This is a genomic window from Yersinia sp. IP36721 (assembly GCF_003634395.1).
GTDB classification, from domain to species: Bacteria; Pseudomonadota; Gammaproteobacteria; order Enterobacterales; family Enterobacteriaceae; genus Yersinia; species Yersinia entomophaga.
The window spans coordinates 56,467-75,098 of record NZ_QCZL01000006.1; the positions used below are offsets into that span (position 1 = coordinate 56,467).

Below are 18,632 nucleotides of genomic sequence, written 5' to 3' on the forward strand. Positions count from 1 at the left end.
AATGCCAGGTTTTCTCAAGGTCAGTGTACCCATTCTGTTAAGTCTTTAGCGTTTTTGACAAATATCATTGGCCTGTTTGGTCTCGATTTCCAATATGTCCCATACCCTTGAGTAGACAAAGTTGTGGTGAGGTGAAAATGAAAAATAGTCACGAGTGCAAGAAAAAATATCGTCATGTAGGCCAATAAAAGCATATGTTTTAAATTCTATGACGTTACTCTTTCCTGTAATCAATATATATGCAGATATTATCATAATACATATAAGTGAATCCGCAACCATATAGTTGGCAAGGCGATATAACGACGCGAAAACGGGGTGTGACAGATACGGGAATATTTCTTTATTTAAAACATAGAGAATCATCCATAAACCTAATAGAGCAATTCCTAACAGAACAATGAAAGAAAAAAAAGACTCACTTTATCTGTAATGGATTATTTTCTACTTATACTGTTTTTCATATTCTTTTATTCAGCAGTATTTCCGCTATAGGTAACAGCTTGGCGAATCTAATCTATCACCAGCTTCGCTAGCATGATTACCTCTAAATCGTCAGCTTAGGTGGCATTGAATCGACATTACCCTGAAGAGAGACATTGTTTTTAGGCATGAAAGGAACCCTTGGCGCGGTTGGTTTTACTCATTCCTGACCAATAAATACACCCGACATTAACAAGTGATGATCAAAATAAGCCTCCGGTAGCATTCTTTTCAGGGCTTTACTTAGCAAACGTTTACTTTGTGAAAGGATATATTTACCATTCGTGCGTTTATCCACTCGGTGGAGAGTTCGTCCCGCTTGCCGCTGGCGAACGTTGCCGATAGAAAACGTTATCGATAGAAGAATAGGCTGAAGAACTCGCGTTTTCATTCCATTTTCCTCAGTCACTTGCTTGTCACCGGGAGCATAGGAGATCACATGTTTTATCCGATCGTTAAAAAGGCACTGTTCCAGTTCAATCCAGAGCGCGCTCATGAACTCACTTTCCGTCAATTAAAACGTATTACGGGTACGCCGCTGGAGTTTTTAGTGCGTCAATCGGTGCCGACGAAGCCAGTGAGCTGTATGGGACTGTCATTTAAAAACCCAGTAGGTTTAGCGGCGGGTCTGGATAAAAACGGTGATTGCATTGATGCCTTGGGCGCAATGGGATTTGGCTTTATTGAAGTGGGGACGGTAACGCCGCTGCCGCAGCCGGGAAATGATAAACCGCGCTTATTCCGCGTCCTTGAAGCTGAAGGCCTGATCAATAGGATGGGCTTTAATAACCTTGGTGTGGATAATCTGGTCGATAACGTTAAAAAATCACATTTTGGCGGAATTCTTGGGATTAATATCGGTAAGAATAAAGGTACGCCGGTAGAGAATGGTAAAGATGATTATCTGATCTGCATGGATAAAGTTTATCCGTACGCCGGTTATATTGCGATTAATATTTCGTCACCAAATACTCCAGGGCTACGTTCATTACAGTATGGGGAAGCGCTGGACGATCTGCTGGCGGCCGTTAAAAATAAGCAGGCGGAACTGCATCAGCGTCATCATAAATATGTGCCAGTCGCCGTTAAGATCGCTCCGGATCTTACTGAAGAAGAATTGATCCAGGTTGCGGATAGTCTGGTAAAACATAATATAGATGGCGTTATTGCTACTAATACCACTTTAGATCGTTCTTTGATCCAAGGTTTAAATTATTGTGAACAAAGTGGTGGATTAAGTGGCCGCCCATTGCAATCTCGCAGCACCGAAGTGATTCGCCGTTTGTCGCAGGAATTGCAGGGACGTTTGCCTATTATTGGCGTGGGCGGAATTGATTCTCTGATGGCAGCCAGAGAAAAAATGGCAGCAGGGGCTTCACTGGTCCAAATTTATTCCGGCTTTATCTTCCGTGGGCCGGGTTTGATTAAAGATATTGTTACTCATATCTAATTATTTCTCTTGATTTTCGTCTGGGGGTTTATTTATTCCCCCAGCTCGTCTATATTTTATCCGTTAGTTTAAATAAACATCGATAAATGTAAATGAATTGAGTTTGATTAGATAACCGGACAACTCAATTATTGAGCGGTAAATGTTGGCAGTGGGATGGGAAGGAATAAAATATGCGGATTAAACCCGACGATAAATGGCGTTGGTATTTTGATGCTGAACACGATCGGCTGATGCTGGATTTAGCCAATGGTATGATATTTCGTTCTCGCTTCCCTGCTAAAATGTTAACGCCAGATGCATTTAGTGAATCCGCATTTTGTGTGGACGATGCTGCTCTTTATTTTGAATTCGAAGATCAATGTCGCCAAATTAAATTGAGCCACGAACATCGTGCCGAACTGGTATTAAATGCGCTGGTGGCATTCCGTTTCCTGAAACCTTTAATGCCGAAAAGTTGGTATTTTGTGCAACAGGCAAAAGTTTTAACGCCAGAAAATGGCAGCCTGGCGTTAGTGAAACTGATGGAAACCGGGGAAGAGGTTAGAGTATTAGTGGTTGAGTCCGGTGATTCCGCTAGCTTATGTTTATTGGCTCAGCCTCAATTACAGCTGGCGGGCAGAACCTTGATACTAGGCGATGCGATTAAAATTATGAACGATCGTTTATTACCATTAGTGGTAGAAAATACCGATATTCAGGCGTTTGACCGGGCGGTCTGATTGATAATGACTGCTTGATAAGATTAATGCCATCCGCCCAATTTCGGTTTGTTCTTTCGAGGCTATTTCCCCGTCAGTGAGATATCACCTTTTGGCACACAGCTGCACGCCAGAATAACGCCATTTTCTGCAATAGCACTTTGTTTTAACGGTGCCACTTCACCCTGCAACAATGTCACTTTGCAGCTACCGCATATTCCAGCCCGACATGAATAAGGAATGCGAATACTTTGCTGTTCCAGTTGCTCCAGTAATACCTGCTGATTATTACCAGTAAAACGAATACCGTTATATTCAATAGTGACGGCGCGAGTACTATCCTGCACCATCGGTAAAGCCTCCGCCACGACGCCAGCGCCATAAGGGCGGGGCGGTTTGGTCGCCAGAACTTCAATATTATCGCCGACGCGAATAATGCCGCTATTACGTGCAATCATATTCTGACCAAAATCCACATCGCCATTATCTGCAGTTCGGAATTTCTGTAGTGTAGTTAAAGGTTCGGCGGTAGGATGCTTTTTTCCACGCTCAACGCTGACGGTGGTCAAAATACAGCGGCTGCATGGTTTCACCAGATCGAAAATCACATCGCCGACGCGAATCACCTGCCAGCTATCTTCCGCAAAAGCGCTGGCGCCGGTGACGACTAAATTCGGCCGAAACTGTTCAATCTTAATGCTGCCGGGGCATCGTTGCTGTAATTCGGCAAAAGAGGCTTCATTAATCAGCAAATAGGGATAGCCATCGGCGAAGGAAAGCGGAATTTCTGGCTGGCGTTTCACCCGACGAGTCAGTTCCGGCCCAAGCCAGCGTAATTGAACTTCGCGTTGGAAATAGCCGCTGAGCCAGTCATTTATTTCCGCAGGGGCAATCAGAGCGGTAAAATGATTTCCCCATACTTCGGTGGGTGCCGCAGTGGGGGAAAAATCATTAAAGCGGATACTGGCGCTTTCGCCGTCTGGCGCGGTAAGAAATAAACCGTCAACCAGCAGCGCCGGAGTAAAAGTCACCATCTTCGGATTATTACGAGCTGTAATAAAAGTGCCATCCGGTTCGGTGATCATGAATACCCGGTCAAAAGCCAGGCCGCTACTGCCGACCTGAGCATGGGAAAGCTGTAATCCACGCATGGATTTTACCGGGTGAATGTAAAGTTTAGAGAGTGTGATCACCATGTGCTCCATGCGTGTATGAAATTAGAAGGGAGCAACTTTATGACAAGCGGACAGGATTAGCTATAATGCGCAACAATTTTATTTTTGGTGATAGTGCGATATGAACTCTTTGTTTGCCAGCACGGCGCGTGGACTGGAAGAACTGTTAAAAAGCGAACTCGAAGCGCTGGGTGCCCACGACTGTAAAATAGTGCAGGGTGGGGTACATTTTCAGGGTGACGATCGGCTTATGTACCAAAGTTTGCTGTGGAGTCGTTTGGCTTCTCGCATTCTGCTGCCCCTGAATGAATTTAAGGTTCACAGCGATCTGGATCTTTATCTGGGTGTGCAAGCTATCGACTGGCCGTCGATCTTTGGCGTGGACAAAACTTTTGCCGTGCATTTTAGCGGCGTGAATGAAGAAATCCGCAATAGTCAGTACGGCGCATTGAAAGTAAAAGATGCGATTGTGGATAGCTTCACTCGCAAGATCGATCAACGCCCAACGGTTGCCAAGCAACAGCCGGATATTCGGGTGAATGTGTTCCTGCAACGTGACACCGCCAGCGTGGCGTTGGATTTGAGCGGCGAAGGCCTGCATCAGCGCGGTTATCGCGATCTGACCGGGCAGGCACCGTTAAAGGAAAACTTGGCCGCAGCGATTATTCTGCGCTCTGGCTGGCAGGCAGGAACGCCAATGGTCGACCCTATGTGTGGTTCCGGCACTTTGCTGATCGAAGCGGCGATGATGGCTTCGGATCGTGCTCCGGGACTGCATCGCCACCATTGGGGCTTTACTGCCTGGAATAGTTTTAACGAAGAGTTGTGGCGCGAACTGACGGCGGAAGCACAGGTGCGTGCTCGCCGTGGCCTACAGGAAACCACGTCCCGCTTCTTTGGCTCCGATATCGATCGTCGGGTTATTGAAATGGCGCGTGCCAACGCCCGCCGCGCCGGTGTAGCGGAATTGATTACGCTGAATGCCAATGACGTCAGCAAACTGGTTAACCCGCTGCCGGAAGGTCCTGTAGGGACGGTGATCAGTAACCCGCCGTACGGGGAGCGTTTGGAAAGTGAGCCAGCGCTGATCGCCTTGCACAATATGTTCGGCCGTATCATGAAGACGGCGTTTGGCGGCTGGCGTTTATCGCTGTTCAGCGCCTCTCCAGAACTGTTGAGCTGCTTGCAATTGCGTGCCGAGCGTGAATTTAAAGCGAAAAACGGCCCGCTGGACTGTGTACAGAAAAACTATCAGCTGGCGGCTAACCCGCAGGGCGCCAGCGGCGTTCAGGTGGCAGAAGATTATGCCAACCGTCTGCGCAAGAATGTGAAAAAGCTGGATAAATGGGCGAAACAGCAGGGTATCGAATGTTACCGTCTGTATGACGCAGATTTGCCGGATTACAACGTGGCGGTAGATCGCTACGGCAGTAAAGTGGTGGTACAGGAATATGCGCCGCCCAAAACTGTCGATCCGCAAAAAGCCCGTCAGCGCCTGTTCGACGTGATCAATGCCACTCTGGCGGTGCTGAATTTACCGTCTAACCAATTGGTATTGAAAACCCGCGAACGTCAGAAAGGGAAAAGCCAGTACGAGAAACTGGCGCAGAAAGGCGAGTTCCTGCTGGTGGAAGAGTATAACGCCAAGCTATGGGTGAACCTGACTGACTATCTGGACACCGGTTTGTTCCTCGATCACCGTCTGGCGCGCCAGATGCTGGGCAAAATGAGCCAAGGTAAAGATTTCCTGAATCTGTTTGCCTATACCGGTACCGCCAGCGTGCATGCCGGCTTAGGTGGCGCGCGCAGTACGACTACGGTCGATATGTCCCGTACCTATCTGGAATGGGCGGAGAAAAACCTGCGGGTTAACGGTTTAACCGGCCAGCAACATCGATTGATTCAGGCAGATTGCCTGTCTTGGTTAAGTAATACCGACGAGCAGTTTGACGTGATTTTTATCGATCCGCCAACCTTCTCAAACTCCAAGCGTATGGAGACCACGTTTGACGTACAGCGCGATCATCTGGTGCTGATGAAAGAACTTAAACGGTTACTGCGTCGTAAGGGAACCATTATGTTCTCGAACAATAAGCGTGGTTTCCAGATGGATTTGGCCGGGATTGAAGCCCTGGGGCTGGTTGCAAAAGAAATCACCGCTCAAACGCAATCCGAAGACTTTGCCCGTAATCGTCAGATCCACAACTGTTGGCTGGTAACCCATGCCAACGAGGAAAAGTAGAAACTATGTCGTTAATTAGCATGTCAGGTGCCTGGCTGTCGTTCAGTGATGCACCTTTGTTAGACAATACCGAATTACATATTGAACCGAACGAACGCGTCTGTTTGGTCGGTCGTAATGGCGCGGGTAAATCCACACTGTTGAAAATCCTGAGCAAGGAAATTGCACTGGACGACGGGCGCATTGTGTACGAACAAGATCTGATCGTGGCGCGTCTGCAACAGGATCCGCCGCGTAATGTGGCTGGCACCGTGTTTGACTTCGTTGCGGAAGGGGTGCAGGAGCAGGCGGAGCATTTGAAAGCCTACCATGCCACTTTGCATCAGGTTGAGCTGGATCCAAGCGAGAAAAATCTGAATCGTTTGGCGGCGTTACAGGAAATTCTTGATCATCAGGGCCTGTGGCAGTTAGATAGCCGTATTCATGAAGTGCTGGAACAGTTGGGTCTGAACGCTGACGCCGAGCTGTCCTCCCTTTCCGGCGGCTGGCTGCGTAAAGCGGCGCTGGGTCGAGCGTTGGTTAGTTCGCCAAAAGTATTGTTGCTAGATGAGCCAACCAACCACTTGGATATCGAAACGATCTACTGGCTGGAAGGTTTCCTGAAAGAGTTTCAGGGTAGCATCATCTTTATTTCCCATGACCGTTCATTTATCCGTGCGATGGCAACCCGTATTGTGGATCTGGATCGCGGTAAACTGGTGTCCTGGCCGGGTAACTACGAGCTGTATCTGGCGAGCAAAGAAGAGGCGCTGCGGGTTGAAGAACTGCAAAATGCTGAATTCGATCGCAAACTGGCTCAGGAAGAAGTGTGGATCCGTCAGGGGATTAAAGCGCGCCGTACTCGTAACGAAGGCCGCGTGCGTGCCTTGAAAGCGTTGCGCCAGGAGCGTTCTGAGCGTCGTGAAGTGATGGGCACCGCCAAGATGCAGGTGGAAGAAACCGTGCGTTCGGGCAAGATTGTCTTCGATCTGGAAAATGTCAATTATCAGGTTGGCGATAAAGTGTTGGTGAAAAACTTCACCGCGCAGGTACAACGCGGCGATAAAATCGCTCTGGTTGGGCCGAACGGCTGTGGGAAAACCACTTTGCTGAAGCTGATGCTCGGCCAGTTACAGGCCGATAGCGGTAAGGTTCACTGCGGTACCAAGCTGGAAGTGGCTTACTTCGACCAGCACCGCGCTGAATTGGATCCAGAGCGCACCGTGATGGATAACCTGGCGGAAGGTAAACAGGAAGTGATGGTTAATGGCCGTTCACGTCACGTTCTGGGCTATTTGCAGGACTTCTTGTTCCATCCAAAGCGGGCAATGACGCCGGTGAAAGCCTTGTCCGGTGGAGAGCGTAACCGCCTGTTATTGGCTAAACTATTCCTGAAACCTAGCAACCTGTTGATTCTCGATGAGCCAACCAACGACTTGGACGTCGAAACGTTGGAATTGCTTGAAGAGATGGTGGATGGCTATCAGGGCACCGTATTGTTAGTCAGCCATGATCGTCAGTTCGTCGATAACTCTGTGACCGAGTGCTGGATTTTCGAAGGCAACGGCGAAATCAGCAGCTTTGTGGGCGGTTATTACGATGCTCATAAACAGCGCGCTGAAGCCAAGCCGATTCGCCAGGCTGCGCCGAAGGTAGAAACGCCTAAAGCCGCTGCCCCGGAAAAGAATACAGCGTCGGCTAAGCGTTCGACAGGTAAACTCAGTTATAACTTGCAGCGTGAACTGGATCAGTTGCCGCAGCAGCTTGAGAAACTGGAAGATGAAATTAGCGCATTACAAGCTCAGGTGAGCGATGCCAATTTCTTCTCCCGTCCTCATGAGGAAACCCAGCAGGTGCTAAAAGCGCTGGCCGCCGCAGAACAAACGTTGGAAGTGGCTTTTGCACGTTGGGAAGAATTGGAAGCACAGAAAAACGGCTAATTAAAGCGGGGGAGCGTAGGGCTATTGCTGCACTCCACTGACTTAACGGCTGCCATACCGTTCTGTTGCCAATGCGTAAAACGAATTGTGTAGCAGAACGGTATTTTTTGGCGCTGAAATATTGCCGTGAAGGAGAGTTCTATTGTGTTCTGTTAGCCATCACGATCACGGCCATCATCATGTTGAAAGTAATGACGCGATGCTGTGCCCGCAGTGCGATATGCTGGTGGCATTGCCGAAGTTATCTTATGGCACCAAAGCCGTTTGCCCGCGCTGTAAAACAACACTGAGTATGCGGTGGGAAGAACCGCGTAAACGGCCTATAGGCTATGCGCTCAGTGCGTTATTTATGCTATTGGTTGCTAACCTGTTCCCCTTCGTTAATATGCGGGTGGCAGGGATTACCAGTGAAATTACGCTGATTCAAATTCCTCGCGTTATGCTGAACGATAATTACGCCAGCATGGCGACGCTGTTCATGGTGCTGGTGCAGTTAATCCCCGCATTTTGCATGATGGCGATTATCCTACTCTGTTCAGGTACTCGCCTACCGAAACACCTGAAAACCGTGATGGCCAAAGCGCTGTTTATGTTCAAAACCTGGTGTATGGTGGAAATTTTCCTTGCCGGTGTTTTGGTTAGCTTCGTTAAGCTGATGGCCTACGGAGATATCGGTATCGGCAGCAGTTTTGTGCCTTACTGCCTGTTTTGCCTGCTACAGGTGCGAGCTTTTCAATGTGTGGATCGCCGCTGGCTGTGGCAGGATATCGAACCGGCTCCGGCGATAAACTGCGAGCTGACCTTTGGCCGCACGGGGATCCGTCAGGGCGTGCGTTCTTGCTCTTGCTGCACCGCGATTTTGCCGGTCAATCAACGAGAATGTCCGCGTTGCCACACCCGCGGCTACGCCCGTCGCCGCCATAGCCTGCAATGGACGATGGCGCTGCTGATAACCTCTATCCTGCTGTATATTCCGGCAAATCTGATGCCAATCATGATCACCGAAGCGCTCGGTAATGAAATGACTTCGACCATTATGGCCGGTGTGATTTTGCTATGGGGAGAAGGTTCCTATCCGGTGGCAATGGTGATCTTTATCGCCAGTATTATGGTGCCTTCGCTGAAAATGCTGGCCATCGGCTGGTTGTGCTGGGACGCGAAAGGGAAGGGCAAAACTGATAGCGAACGGATGCATTTTATTTACGAAGTGGTCGAGTTTGTTGGCCGCTGGTCAATGATCGATGTTTTTGTTATTGCAGTGCTTTCGGCGTTAGTCCGCATAGGCCAGCTCATGAGTATTTATCCGGCTATAGGCGCATTACTATTCGCAATGGTGGTGATTTTAACCATGCTGGCAGCATTGACCTTTGATCCTCGGTTAACCTGGGATCGGATGAGTGAAACAACCAAGAAGGAGCCGCAAGGTGACGGACAGTAACCCAAGCCATGGTGTGGCAGAGATAGAAAAAATCAAACGCTGGTCTCCGGTGTGGATCATTCCGATAGTGACCGCCCTGATCGGCGCGTGGATATTGTTTTACCACTTTAGCCATCAAGGGCCTGAGGTGACTTTATATACGCAAAATGCCGAAGGCATCGAAGCGGGTAAAACCAAAATCAAAAGTCGCAGTGTCGATGTCGGCACGGTAGAAATGGTGACTTTGAGTAACGATCTCAATCAGGTCATCATCAAAGCGCGTTTGAATTCAGGCATGGAGAAGTTACTGCGTACCGATTCAGCGTTTTGGGTGGTTAAGCCGCAAATTGGCCGGGAAGGCGTGTCAGGTCTGGGTACTTTATTATCTGGTGCCTATATCGAGCTACAGCCGGGCCGCACGGATAAAAGCCATGATGAGTTCCATCTGCTTGATTCACCGCCGTTAGCTTCTCCGGATGCCAAGGGGTTGCGTATCGTGTTGGATAGCGATCAGGCAGGGCAATTGAACGCCGGCGATCCGGTGCTGTTCCGTGGTTATCGCGTGGGTTCGGTAGAAACCGGTTCTTTCGACCCAACGTCTCGCTTAATGCAATATCAGCTATTTATCAGCGCACCTTATGACAGTCTGGTGACTTCCAACGTCCGCTTCTGGAAAGATAGCGGCGTGGCGGTGGATTTATCCTCGCAGGGAATGCGGGTGGAAATGGCCTCGCTGGCGACCTTATTCAGCGGCGGCGTCAGTTTCGATGTGCCGGAGGGGGTCGCTTTAGGTAAGCCTGTTACTCAGGATAAAACTCAGTTTAAACTGTTTGATAATCGCAGCAGTATTCAGAATTCCTTGTTTACCGAACATGATGATTTCCTGCTGTTCTTCTCTGACTCTGTGCGCGGTTTGCAGGCTGGCGCGCCGGTTGAATTCCGTGGTATTCGCGTCGGTACCGTAGGCGATGTGCCGTTCTATGCCGAAGGCGTGAAACAGCGCCTGGATAACGATTTCCGTATTCCGGTATTAATTCGCATCGAACCGGGCCGTTTCCGTAACGATCTGGGGCCGGATGCCAACTTTGAGCAAATTCTAAAAACCGCCAAAGAGCGTGGTTTACGCGCATCACTGAAGTCTGGCAATTTGTTGACCGGCGCTTTGTTCGTCGATTTAGACTTCTATCCGGATGCTAAACCGTGGAAAGGGCCGCAGGACATAGCGGGTTATTCTCTGATACCAACGGTGAGCGGCGGGCTAGCGCAGATTCAGCAAAAAGTCATGATGACGCTGGATAAGATCAATAATCTGCCGTTAACGCCGATGTTGCATGAAGTCACGCAGACACTGGCCGAAAGCCAGAGAACCATGCGTGAAACCCAGAAAACGTTGGCGTCGCTGAACGAGATCACCTCCAGTCAGGCGATGAAAGATCTGCCGCAAGATCTTCAGAAAACGTTAACCGAGCTGAATCGCAGCATGAAAGGCTTCCAGCCGGGTTCACCTGCCTACAATAAAATGGTCGGCGATATGCAACGTTTGGATCAGGTATTACGCGAACTGCAACCGGTACTGCGTACCCTGAATGAAAAGAGTAACGCGCTGGTATTTGAAGCCGCCGGCAGCCAAGACCCTCAGCCTAAGAAGGCCAAAAAATGATGAAATGGATGATGGTATTTATGGCGCTGGTACTCAGCGCCTGTAGCAGCAGCACGTCTAAAACCTACTACCAGTTACCTGCGTTAGGTACGCCGGTTGCCGTCAGCAGCGACACACAAGGTGTGACTCGGCAACTGTGGCTGGAACATGTCAGCGTCGCGGATTATCTGGCCGCGTCCGGCGTGGTTTATCAGACGAATGATGTGCAGTATGTCATTGCTAATAACAATCTGTGGGCCAGCCCGTTGGATCAGCAATTACAGCAAACGCTGGTTACCAACCTGAGCAGCGCATTGCCGGGCTGGCTGGTTTCAGCTCAGCCACTGGACAGCGATCAGGCGGTGTTAAATGTCACGGTGACCGGTTTCCATGGCCGTTTTGACGGTAAGGCAATAGTCAAAGGGGTTTGGGTGGTGAAATATCAGGGCAAGCTGATTAAGCAGCCATTTGATCTGGAAGTGAAGCAGAGCGAAGATGGCTATGACGCGCTGATTCGTACGTTGGCACAAGGCTGGCAACAGGAAGCTCAGAACATCGCTACTCAGTTGCAACGTATTCAGTAATATTTTGTACTAATTCAGTCTAAGCCCCTTTTCCTTCTCATTATTCTGATGACATGGCAAGGGGCTTTTTATTTAAAATCATAATGTTATCTCTCCCCTTTAAATCAATCACTTAGTCAATTAAACGGGCGTAGCTCACAAATGTGACATTGGCGTGAATATTGCGCATTGATTTTCCCTGTCAAAAGGACTATTTCTTAATCGTGGTTGTACATAAAACAGCCACTGTTTTCTTTCCAGCAGACAAGAAATGAGGGATAAGAGGCATGAAGAGACAGAAAAGAGATCGTCTGGAACGGGCATTATCAAGAGGATATCAGGCAGGTATTTCAGGGCGTTCAAGGGAAATTTGTCCCTACCAATCGTTAGACGCCCGGTCTCATTGGCTAGGAGGGTGGCGACAAGCCATGGCTGACAGGGCTGTGACCGCTTAAGCGGCTCCCTGTGATTCGAGGATAACCTCCGCTTTAGGCGGAGGTTTTCATTTCAGAGACAAGACTACTCAGCATAGTCTTGCTTATCGCGACAAAAAACTAGCCCTGCCAACGTTTCAGCAAAATACTGGCGTTAACCCCGCCAAAACCAAAACCGTTAGAAAGCGCATAAGTCATCTGGTGAGGGCGAGCTTTGTCGCTGACAATATCCAATCCGGCACTGGCAGGATCTGGATGGGTCAGATTCAAGGTGGCGGGAACGATTTGGTCTCGCAATGCCAGTACGGTAAATACCGTTTCCAGGCCACCCGCGCCTCCGAGTAAGTGGCCGGTTGCTGATTTAGTGGAGGTGACGGCTAGCTGACTGTTTGTGCCAAACAGGTGCTTGATCGCGTTGATTTCCCCCAGATCGCCTACCGGCGTTGAGGTTGCATGAGCATTTAAGTGCTGAACCTGATCGGGAGTCACACCCGCCTGCCGTAATGCGATTTTCATCGCTCTGTAAGCGCCGTCACCGTCTTCCGCCCCGGAAGTCATATGGTAGGCATCAGCGCTGGTACCATAGCCCACAATCTCCGCCAGCGGCGTTGCGCCACGAGCCAGAGCGTGCTCTAACTCTTCCACCACTAGCAGGCCAGCACCTTCTCCCATTACAAAACCATCACGAGCGCTATCGAACGGCCGTGATGCCTGTTCCGGGTGTTCGTTAAAACCATGAGAAAGGGCGCGAGCCGCCGCAAAACCGGCCAGGCTGACCTTATCAATGGCCGCTTCGGCACCGCCGCACAGTGCGACGTCGGCCTCGTGGTTGCGAATTATACGTACCGCATCGCCAATGGCCTGAACACCTGCGGCACAGGCGGTAACCGGCGCGCCGATTGGCCCTTTGAAATGGTGTTTAATGGAAACGTGGCCAGCGGCCAGATTGACCAGAAACGACGGAATGGTGAAAGGAGACAGCCGTTTGGGGCCGCGACTGTCGGTGGTGCGAACCGCATGCGCAATCGCGGGGAATCCGCCAATACCTGAACCAATCACGGTCGCGGTGCGCTCTTGTTGATCTTCGGCGATTGCCTGCCAGCCTGAATGGGCAATGGCTTCATCGGCTGCAGCCATGGCAAACTCGATAAAACGGTCCATTTTCTTTTGATCTTTCGGTAAAACGGCGCGGTCGGGATCGAAACCGCCTTCTGGATCTGCTGCCAGCGTAGGAACCTGTCCACCGACTTTGGTTGCCAGCTCTCCCACGATCTCATCCGGCAACCGGCGGATACCTGATTGCCCGGCTAGCAAGCGCTGCCAGACGATTTCGAGACCTGTTCCCAATGGGCAAATCACGCCCATACCGGTAATCACCACGCGACGCATACTCATACAATTTCCTTATTCGGATTCAATGGAACGGGCAGACGCCTTTTCTTGCATCAATGCAAGGCGTCGCTTCACGATATCACTGCTTACCGGGCCTGCGGCGATGGTGACATCCTGATAAAGGATAGGCCGTTGGGTCCGTTGATCAAGCAACTGGGGCTGAATCGGCTCACCGCTGTGGCAATCGACCAGAATCACTGCGGCCCCATCCGGAGCCAGATGCTTATTACCCCAATCAAACATTGCCACCAATACCGGAAAAAAATCGATTCCGCGTTGAGTCAGGCGATATTCATAGCGAGCGGGGCGGGCGTGATACAAATGTTTGTCTAGAATGCCACTGGCGACCAGATGTTTCAGTCGGCGAGTTAGCATGGTAGGCGAAAGCTGTAAACTTTTCTGAAACTCGTCAAAGCGCGACAATCCCTGAAAAGCATCGCGGAGGATTAATATGCTCCACCACTCCCCAACGCGCTCTAGGGAACGGGCGACCGGACAGGGCATATCGTCAAAATGGGTTCGTTGCATTAGCTGCCGGTAACCTCACGAGTCGAGTAAAACTAAAATGAGAAGCAAAACGTCAGTCACTACATTTATAGTAGTAACTATGGTTCAAAAAAATGCCGTTTGACTGGCACTGTTTTCACTTTACTGGATTACGCAGGGATTGAGATGCTCTCTCCCTGCGCAGAAACGTTTAGAACGCGTTAGTGTCTTTAAACAAGCCAACTTTCAGATCGGTCGCGGTATAAATCACCTTACCGTCAACCAATACTTCGCCGTCCGCGACGCCCATAATCAGTTTACGCATAATGACGCGTTTGAAGTTAATGCGGTACGTTACTTTCTTCGCTTCAGGTAATACCTGGCCGGTAAATTTCACTTCGCCTACGCCCAGCGCACGGCCTTTACCTTCACCACCCAACCAGCCGAGGTAGAAGCCGACTAGCTGCCACATAGCATCGAGGCCGAGACAACCTGGCATCACTGGATCGCCTATGAAGTGGCAACCGAAGAACCATAGGTCTGGATTGATATCCAGTTCCGCTTCCACATAACCTTTGTTATGAGTACCGCCGTCTTCGGTCATCTTCACGATACGGTCCATCATTAACATATTACCTGCTGGCAATGGTGGTCCACCGGCGCCAAACAGTTCGCCGCGGCCAGATGCCTCAAGGTCTTCTTTTGTATAGGATTCGCGTTTATCTACCATGTTCTCAGTAAGCCTTATTTTATTGAAGGTCGCAGATTAGCGTACACTTGTACGCTGAACAAGTCCGATCAGCCCTGGTTAAACCAGTTGAGCCAGCGTAATGGCCAAGGTCGGCGTCGATCCTGTGGATTCATTTGGGCAATCCTTTCCTGAATTATACCTAACAAACTGGTTTGTTGTTCATCGGCATAAGGCAGGCCGGTCAGAAGTGGTAACGCTTCAGTGACGGAATCCACGGCCCACAGATGGAATTGCCCGTTCTGTACTGCTTCAACCACTGACGGGTGCAGGCAGAGATGGCGCACATTGGCGCTCGGTAAAATCACGCCTTGGCTAGCGGTTAATCCACGACGTTGACAAACCTCGAAGAAACCTTCGATTTTTTCATTTACGCCGCCAATAGGTTGCACATTCCCAAACTGATCGACAGAACCGGTCACGGCAATTTGTTGATTAATTGGCTGTTGTGAAAGAGCACTGATCAATGCACATAACTCTGCCAAAGAGGCACTGTCGCCGTCAACTTCACCGTATGATTGCTCAAAAACGATTGATGCGGAGAATGGCATCGGCTGGTCAAGTTCCAGCTCCGCATTCAGGAATGCCTGCATAATCATCATGCCTTTAGCATGCAGATTACCGCCTAACTCGGCTTTGCGTTCAACGTCGACAAATTCGCCGTCGCCCATATGTGCCACGCAGCTGATGCGCGCGGGTTCGCCAAAGGCTCGCGGATGGCCAGGATATTCCAGTACCGAAAGACCATTGATTTGGCCAACAACCGCACCTTCGGTGTCGATCAGAATCTGGCCCAGTTCGATTTCGTCCTGCATCCGCTCGGCCAGATAATTCTGCCGCCAATCGCGATTATTTGCGGCTACATCCAGCGAGTTACCGGTAATTTCATCTTCTTCAGCATACATGGCGGCTTCGGCTAACTGGCGAGTTAACCATTGCGGGCAGAGTGGTAAACTGCCCTGATCGCCACTGTGACGAATGGCTTGTTTAAACAATACTGGCCAAGCGTCTGCGGACAAAGGCGGCAAATTATTCTGCTGTACTAACCCGTTGATATAACCGCACCACAGCGCCATGCCTTCTTCGTCCAGCAGGGGCAATTCAGCTTCAAACTCGCCGTAAATGGCCAGCTCACCCAGCTCCGGTTCCATATCATGGAAATCCCCTAGACCGAGGCGATCGCCAACCAGAACCAAACGCAGATCGAGAGGCATAGAGGGAATATGTAATGGTAAAGGCTTGGTTTCATCGGGAGAGAGCCACTCGAAACGCTGCTGAGTCACCATTTGCTTTAGGCGTAGCCACATTAACGGCTGCGCCAGCAGGGAACGTACCGACAGAATCAGCACGCCGCCGTTGGCCTGATGGACCAACCCCGGTTGCAAGCTGACCGTATCTTTATGGATTCTAACGCAACCAAATAATTGCTCTGGCTCAATCCATTCCTGACATAAACAGGTAGATTTGGCAGCAAAAGCCTCATTGCCATGCTGAGCTGGCTGCCAGCTCACTTGATGGCCATGTACCAGATAATCACCGCCCGCTAGCGTCGGCGTTTCATTTGCCAGCAACTCATTAATTGCCTGGGAGAGCAGGTTGAGATAGTCGCTACTCTCTTGCGCCTTGATCAGCATAAAGCGCGGCTTGGAAAGTGGGTGACAGAATAGCGTCAGGCCATTTTCCAACCGGGGCTGATATGCCGCAAAAGATACGGGAGCCAACTGAGTGGCGGTAGCAAACAACGCCTCATATGGCGTTGTGTTTGGCAGCAAAGACTGCCATTCAAGTCGGTTATTGGTCAAAGTGTTAGATGCAATCGTCAAAAAGGGAAAGGGCGATTATACAAGAATAACGCAGGCTGCATATACGCAGAGTGGCTGTTGTCGACAAGGAGTGTGACATCCTGATATTTAAGTACAAAAAACAGCCAAAATGAACGCGATTTGCAGGGGGAAATTTCCTATAAAGCTGTTATGCTTACTGAAGTTACGCGGTCACTGAAGAGATCACGATGAAATATCAACAATTGGAAAATCTTGAGAGCGGTTGGAAATGGGCCTATCTGGTGAAAAAACACCGTGAAGGTGAACCTATCACTCGCCACGTTGAAAAAAGCGCAGCTCAAGATGCGATTGAACAACTGCTGAAACTGGAAAGCGAGCCGGTTAAAGTCCTTGAGTGGATCGATGCGCATATGAATGCGGATTTGGCTAATCGGATGAAGCAAACCATTAGGGCTAGACGTAAACGCCATTTTAATGCCGAGCATCAGCATACGCGCAAAAAATCTATCGATCTGGAATTCCTGGTTTGGCAGCGTTTGGCGGCATTGGCGCGCAGAAGAGGACATACTTTATCCGAAACGGTAGTGATGTTGATTGAAGATGCCGAACGGAAAGAGAAATATGCCAATCAGATGTCATCGCTGAAACAAGATTTACAGGCAATTTTGGGTAAAGACGATTAGAAACTGAATGAGAAGCAGGCGTTATTTGTTGGCGTTTCTTGCGATTCTGGTTTTTGGTTTTAGATGACGAAAACGGTTAAAAAAAAACCCCGCAATGCGGGGTTTTTATTAAGAAGTAAACTTAAGCCTGTGGCTGAGTTACAACTTCTTTGATGCCTTTCACTTCGATCTCTACGCGACGATCTGGTGCCAAGCAGTTGATCAGTGCAGCACGTGGTTTCACGTTGTCACAGGTGTTGCCTGTAACTGGATCAGCTTGACCCATGCCACGAGCAGAGATCTTGTCTGCTGGGATACCTTTAGATACCAGGTACTCTACAACGCTGCGAGCGCGAGCTTCAGACAGTTTCAAGTTAGGAGCAGCTTGACCGATACGGTCAGCGAAGCCCAGAACTACAACAGAACCGTCTTTAGGATCGATAGAGCTCAGCTGAGAGTACAGTTGGTCCAGAGCTTGCTGGCCTTCTGGTTTCAGAGTTGCTTTGTTGAAAGCAAACAGCACGTCAGATTTCAGAGTGAAACGCTTAGTATCAACAACTGGAGCCGGAGCTGGAGCTGGAGCTACTGGAGCGACTGCGTCATCTTGACCGAAACGGTAAGAAACACCCAGGCTCAGCATGCCGTTGTCTGGACGAGCACCAACGGTAGCAGCATCACCAATGTTGTTAACCCATTGGTAATCCAGGCGAGTTGCCCAGTTTTTGGTTACTGCGTATTCAAGACCAACGGCTGCCAGCGGAGAAACGCCAGTGTCGTGGTTGCTAGCGTGGAAGTTTTCGCTAGGCACGTTTGCTTTAGAGTCTGCACGCCAAACCATACCACCCAGACGAGTGTACAGATCCAGATCCTGAGCAATTGGGTAGCTCAGTTTAGCGGCCAGCTGAACGCCTTGTGCTTTAAATGCGCCGTTAGTAACGTCGCCTTTGTAAGGCATACGGCCAAGCCAGTCATATCCCATTTCGAAGCCAAGGTATTGGTTCGCTTGGTAACCTACGAACGCACCTGCACCCAGTTGGTCCTTGTGAGTTGGGCCGTCGTTGCTTTCGTTGTAGATACCACTGCCGGTACCGACATCATGGTACTGAGACCAGCCCAGTTTACCACCGGTGTACCAGGTATTATCTTTCGGTGCGGCTTGCGCTACTGTAGCGAAACCAGCCAGTGCCACTGCTAATGCGATAGCTGTCTTTTTCATTTTACGCCTCGTTATCATCCAAATAGGCAATGAGCTTTTGTAAAGCCAAGCCCTTGGTTAAAATTCTTCGTTAAGGTTTTAACGCTCCCGTTGATTCACGCTGCCAGTTTAATTTGGCGTTTTAGAGCAACCTTAGCGATGTAAAGTCTACAACGTGGCGAGAAAGTTACAAGTGTGATGTGATAAACCGCCTGAAAAAAAAGCAAAAATGAGCAGGTTTTTTAACACTTTTGGCATAAAAATGGTCATTTTTAGAACAATATTTTATGCTGCAAGCCGCGTAATGACTCGCTTTGCACTGATATTCAGAGGTTCCCATGT

At 49.6% G+C, this 18,632-nt stretch carries 16 protein-coding genes; 9 read left to right on the forward strand and 7 right to left on the reverse strand.

Annotated features, from left to right (window positions below):
• Positions 1–643: 643 nt before the first annotated feature.
• Positions 644–874 carry a hypothetical protein gene (locus tag DBA33_RS07560; protein WP_128821787.1) on the reverse strand — a complete coding sequence of 77 codons (231 nt, stop codon included), beginning with the start codon at positions 872–874 and terminating at the stop codon, positions 644–646.
• Between the two features lie 48 nt (positions 875–922).
• Here DBA33_RS07560 and pyrD point away from each other — a divergent pair, with 48 nt between their 5' ends.
• Together pyrD and DBA33_RS07570 are read left to right on the forward strand one after the other, a co-directional pair.
• Positions 923–1,933 (forward strand): quinone-dependent dihydroorotate dehydrogenase, encoded by a 1,011-nt coding sequence (gene pyrD, locus DBA33_RS07565; protein ID WP_064512935.1) that lies wholly within the window; start codon positions 923–925, stop codon positions 1,931–1,933.
• 173 nt (positions 1,934–2,106) lie between these two features.
• Positions 2,107–2,655, forward strand: a complete 549-nt coding sequence (locus DBA33_RS07570; RefSeq protein WP_120806110.1) for a cell division protein ZapC — start codon at positions 2,107–2,109, stop codon at positions 2,653–2,655.
• Between the two features lie 62 nt (positions 2,656–2,717).
• Here DBA33_RS07570 and DBA33_RS07575 read toward each other — a convergent pair whose 3' ends face one another.
• Complete coding sequence (locus DBA33_RS07575) at positions 2,718–3,830, reverse strand: YcbX family protein (protein ID WP_120806112.1); 1,113 nt, start codon at positions 3,828–3,830, stop codon at positions 2,718–2,720.
• A gap of 100 nt (positions 3,831–3,930) precedes the next feature.
• Between DBA33_RS07575 and rlmKL the strand changes: the two genes are divergently transcribed.
• The 6 genes from rlmKL (at position 3,931) to rmf (ending at position 12,044) form a co-directional block, all read left to right on the forward strand.
• Positions 3,931–6,051 (forward strand): bifunctional 23S rRNA (guanine(2069)-N(7))-methyltransferase RlmK/23S rRNA (guanine(2445)-N(2))-methyltransferase RlmL, encoded by a 2,121-nt coding sequence (gene rlmKL / locus DBA33_RS07580; RefSeq protein WP_064512939.1) that lies wholly within the window; start codon positions 3,931–3,933, stop codon positions 6,049–6,051.
• 5 nt (positions 6,052–6,056) lie between these two features.
• Positions 6,057–7,970, forward strand: a complete 1,914-nt coding sequence (locus DBA33_RS07585; protein ID WP_064512941.1) for an ABC transporter ATP-binding protein — start codon at positions 6,057–6,059, stop codon at positions 7,968–7,970.
• A 142-nt stretch (positions 7,971–8,112) separates the two neighbouring features.
• Positions 8,113–9,408: a membrane integrity-associated transporter subunit PqiA gene (pqiA, locus tag DBA33_RS07590; RefSeq protein ID WP_071889715.1), complete on the forward strand. Its 1,296-nt coding sequence runs from the start codon at positions 8,113–8,115 to the stop codon at positions 9,406–9,408.
• Positions 9,395–11,047: an intermembrane transport protein PqiB gene (gene pqiB / locus DBA33_RS07595; RefSeq protein WP_064512943.1), complete on the forward strand. Its 1,653-nt coding sequence runs from the start codon at positions 9,395–9,397 to the stop codon at positions 11,045–11,047. Before pqiA ends, pqiB begins: the two co-directional genes overlap by 14 nt.
• Positions 11,044–11,610, forward strand: coding sequence for a membrane integrity-associated transporter subunit PqiC (gene pqiC / locus DBA33_RS07600; protein ID WP_064512945.1), 567 nt, complete (start codon positions 11,044–11,046; stop codon positions 11,608–11,610). The genes pqiB and pqiC overlap by 4 nt, the downstream gene beginning before the upstream one ends.
• A gap of 266 nt (positions 11,611–11,876) precedes the next feature.
• A complete protein-coding gene (rmf, locus tag DBA33_RS07605; protein WP_038402188.1) occupies positions 11,877–12,044 on the forward strand; it encodes a ribosome modulation factor in 168 nt (55 codons plus the stop codon).
• A gap of 99 nt (positions 12,045–12,143) precedes the next feature.
• On the opposite strand, the gene fabF is transcribed toward rmf, so the two are convergent.
• From fabF to DBA33_RS07625, 4 genes are all read right to left on the reverse strand, one after another.
• Entirely contained in the window at positions 12,144–13,418 is a 1,275-nt protein-coding gene (gene fabF, locus DBA33_RS07610; protein ID WP_120806114.1) for a beta-ketoacyl-ACP synthase II, read from the reverse strand.
• A gap of 9 nt (positions 13,419–13,427) precedes the next feature.
• On the reverse strand, positions 13,428–13,943 hold the full coding sequence (locus DBA33_RS07615) for a helix-turn-helix domain-containing protein (protein WP_120806116.1): 516 nt from the start codon (positions 13,941–13,943) through the stop codon (positions 13,428–13,430).
• A 169-nt stretch (positions 13,944–14,112) separates the two neighbouring features.
• The gene (gene fabA / locus DBA33_RS07620; RefSeq protein ID WP_049596478.1) at positions 14,113–14,631 is read right to left on the reverse strand and encodes a bifunctional 3-hydroxydecanoyl-ACP dehydratase/trans-2-decenoyl-ACP isomerase; all 519 of its coding nucleotides are present in this window, start codon (positions 14,629–14,631) and stop codon (positions 14,113–14,115) included.
• 68 nt (positions 14,632–14,699) lie between these two features.
• Positions 14,700–16,451 carry a Lon protease family protein gene (locus DBA33_RS07625; RefSeq protein WP_162975181.1) on the reverse strand — a complete coding sequence of 584 codons (1,752 nt, stop codon included), beginning with the start codon at positions 16,449–16,451 and terminating at the stop codon, positions 14,700–14,702.
• 209 nt (positions 16,452–16,660) lie between these two features.
• On the opposite strand from DBA33_RS07625, the gene matP reads away from it, so the two are divergent.
• Positions 16,661–17,116 carry a macrodomain Ter protein MatP gene (matP, locus tag DBA33_RS07630; RefSeq protein WP_064512953.1) on the forward strand — a complete coding sequence of 152 codons (456 nt, stop codon included), beginning with the start codon at positions 16,661–16,663 and terminating at the stop codon, positions 17,114–17,116.
• Positions 17,117–17,237: 121 nt separating this feature from the next.
• Here matP and ompA read toward each other — a convergent pair whose 3' ends face one another.
• Entirely contained in the window at positions 17,238–18,311 is a 1,074-nt protein-coding gene (ompA, locus tag DBA33_RS07635; protein ID WP_064512954.1) for a porin OmpA, read from the reverse strand.
• Positions 18,312–18,632 lie beyond the last annotated feature (321 nt).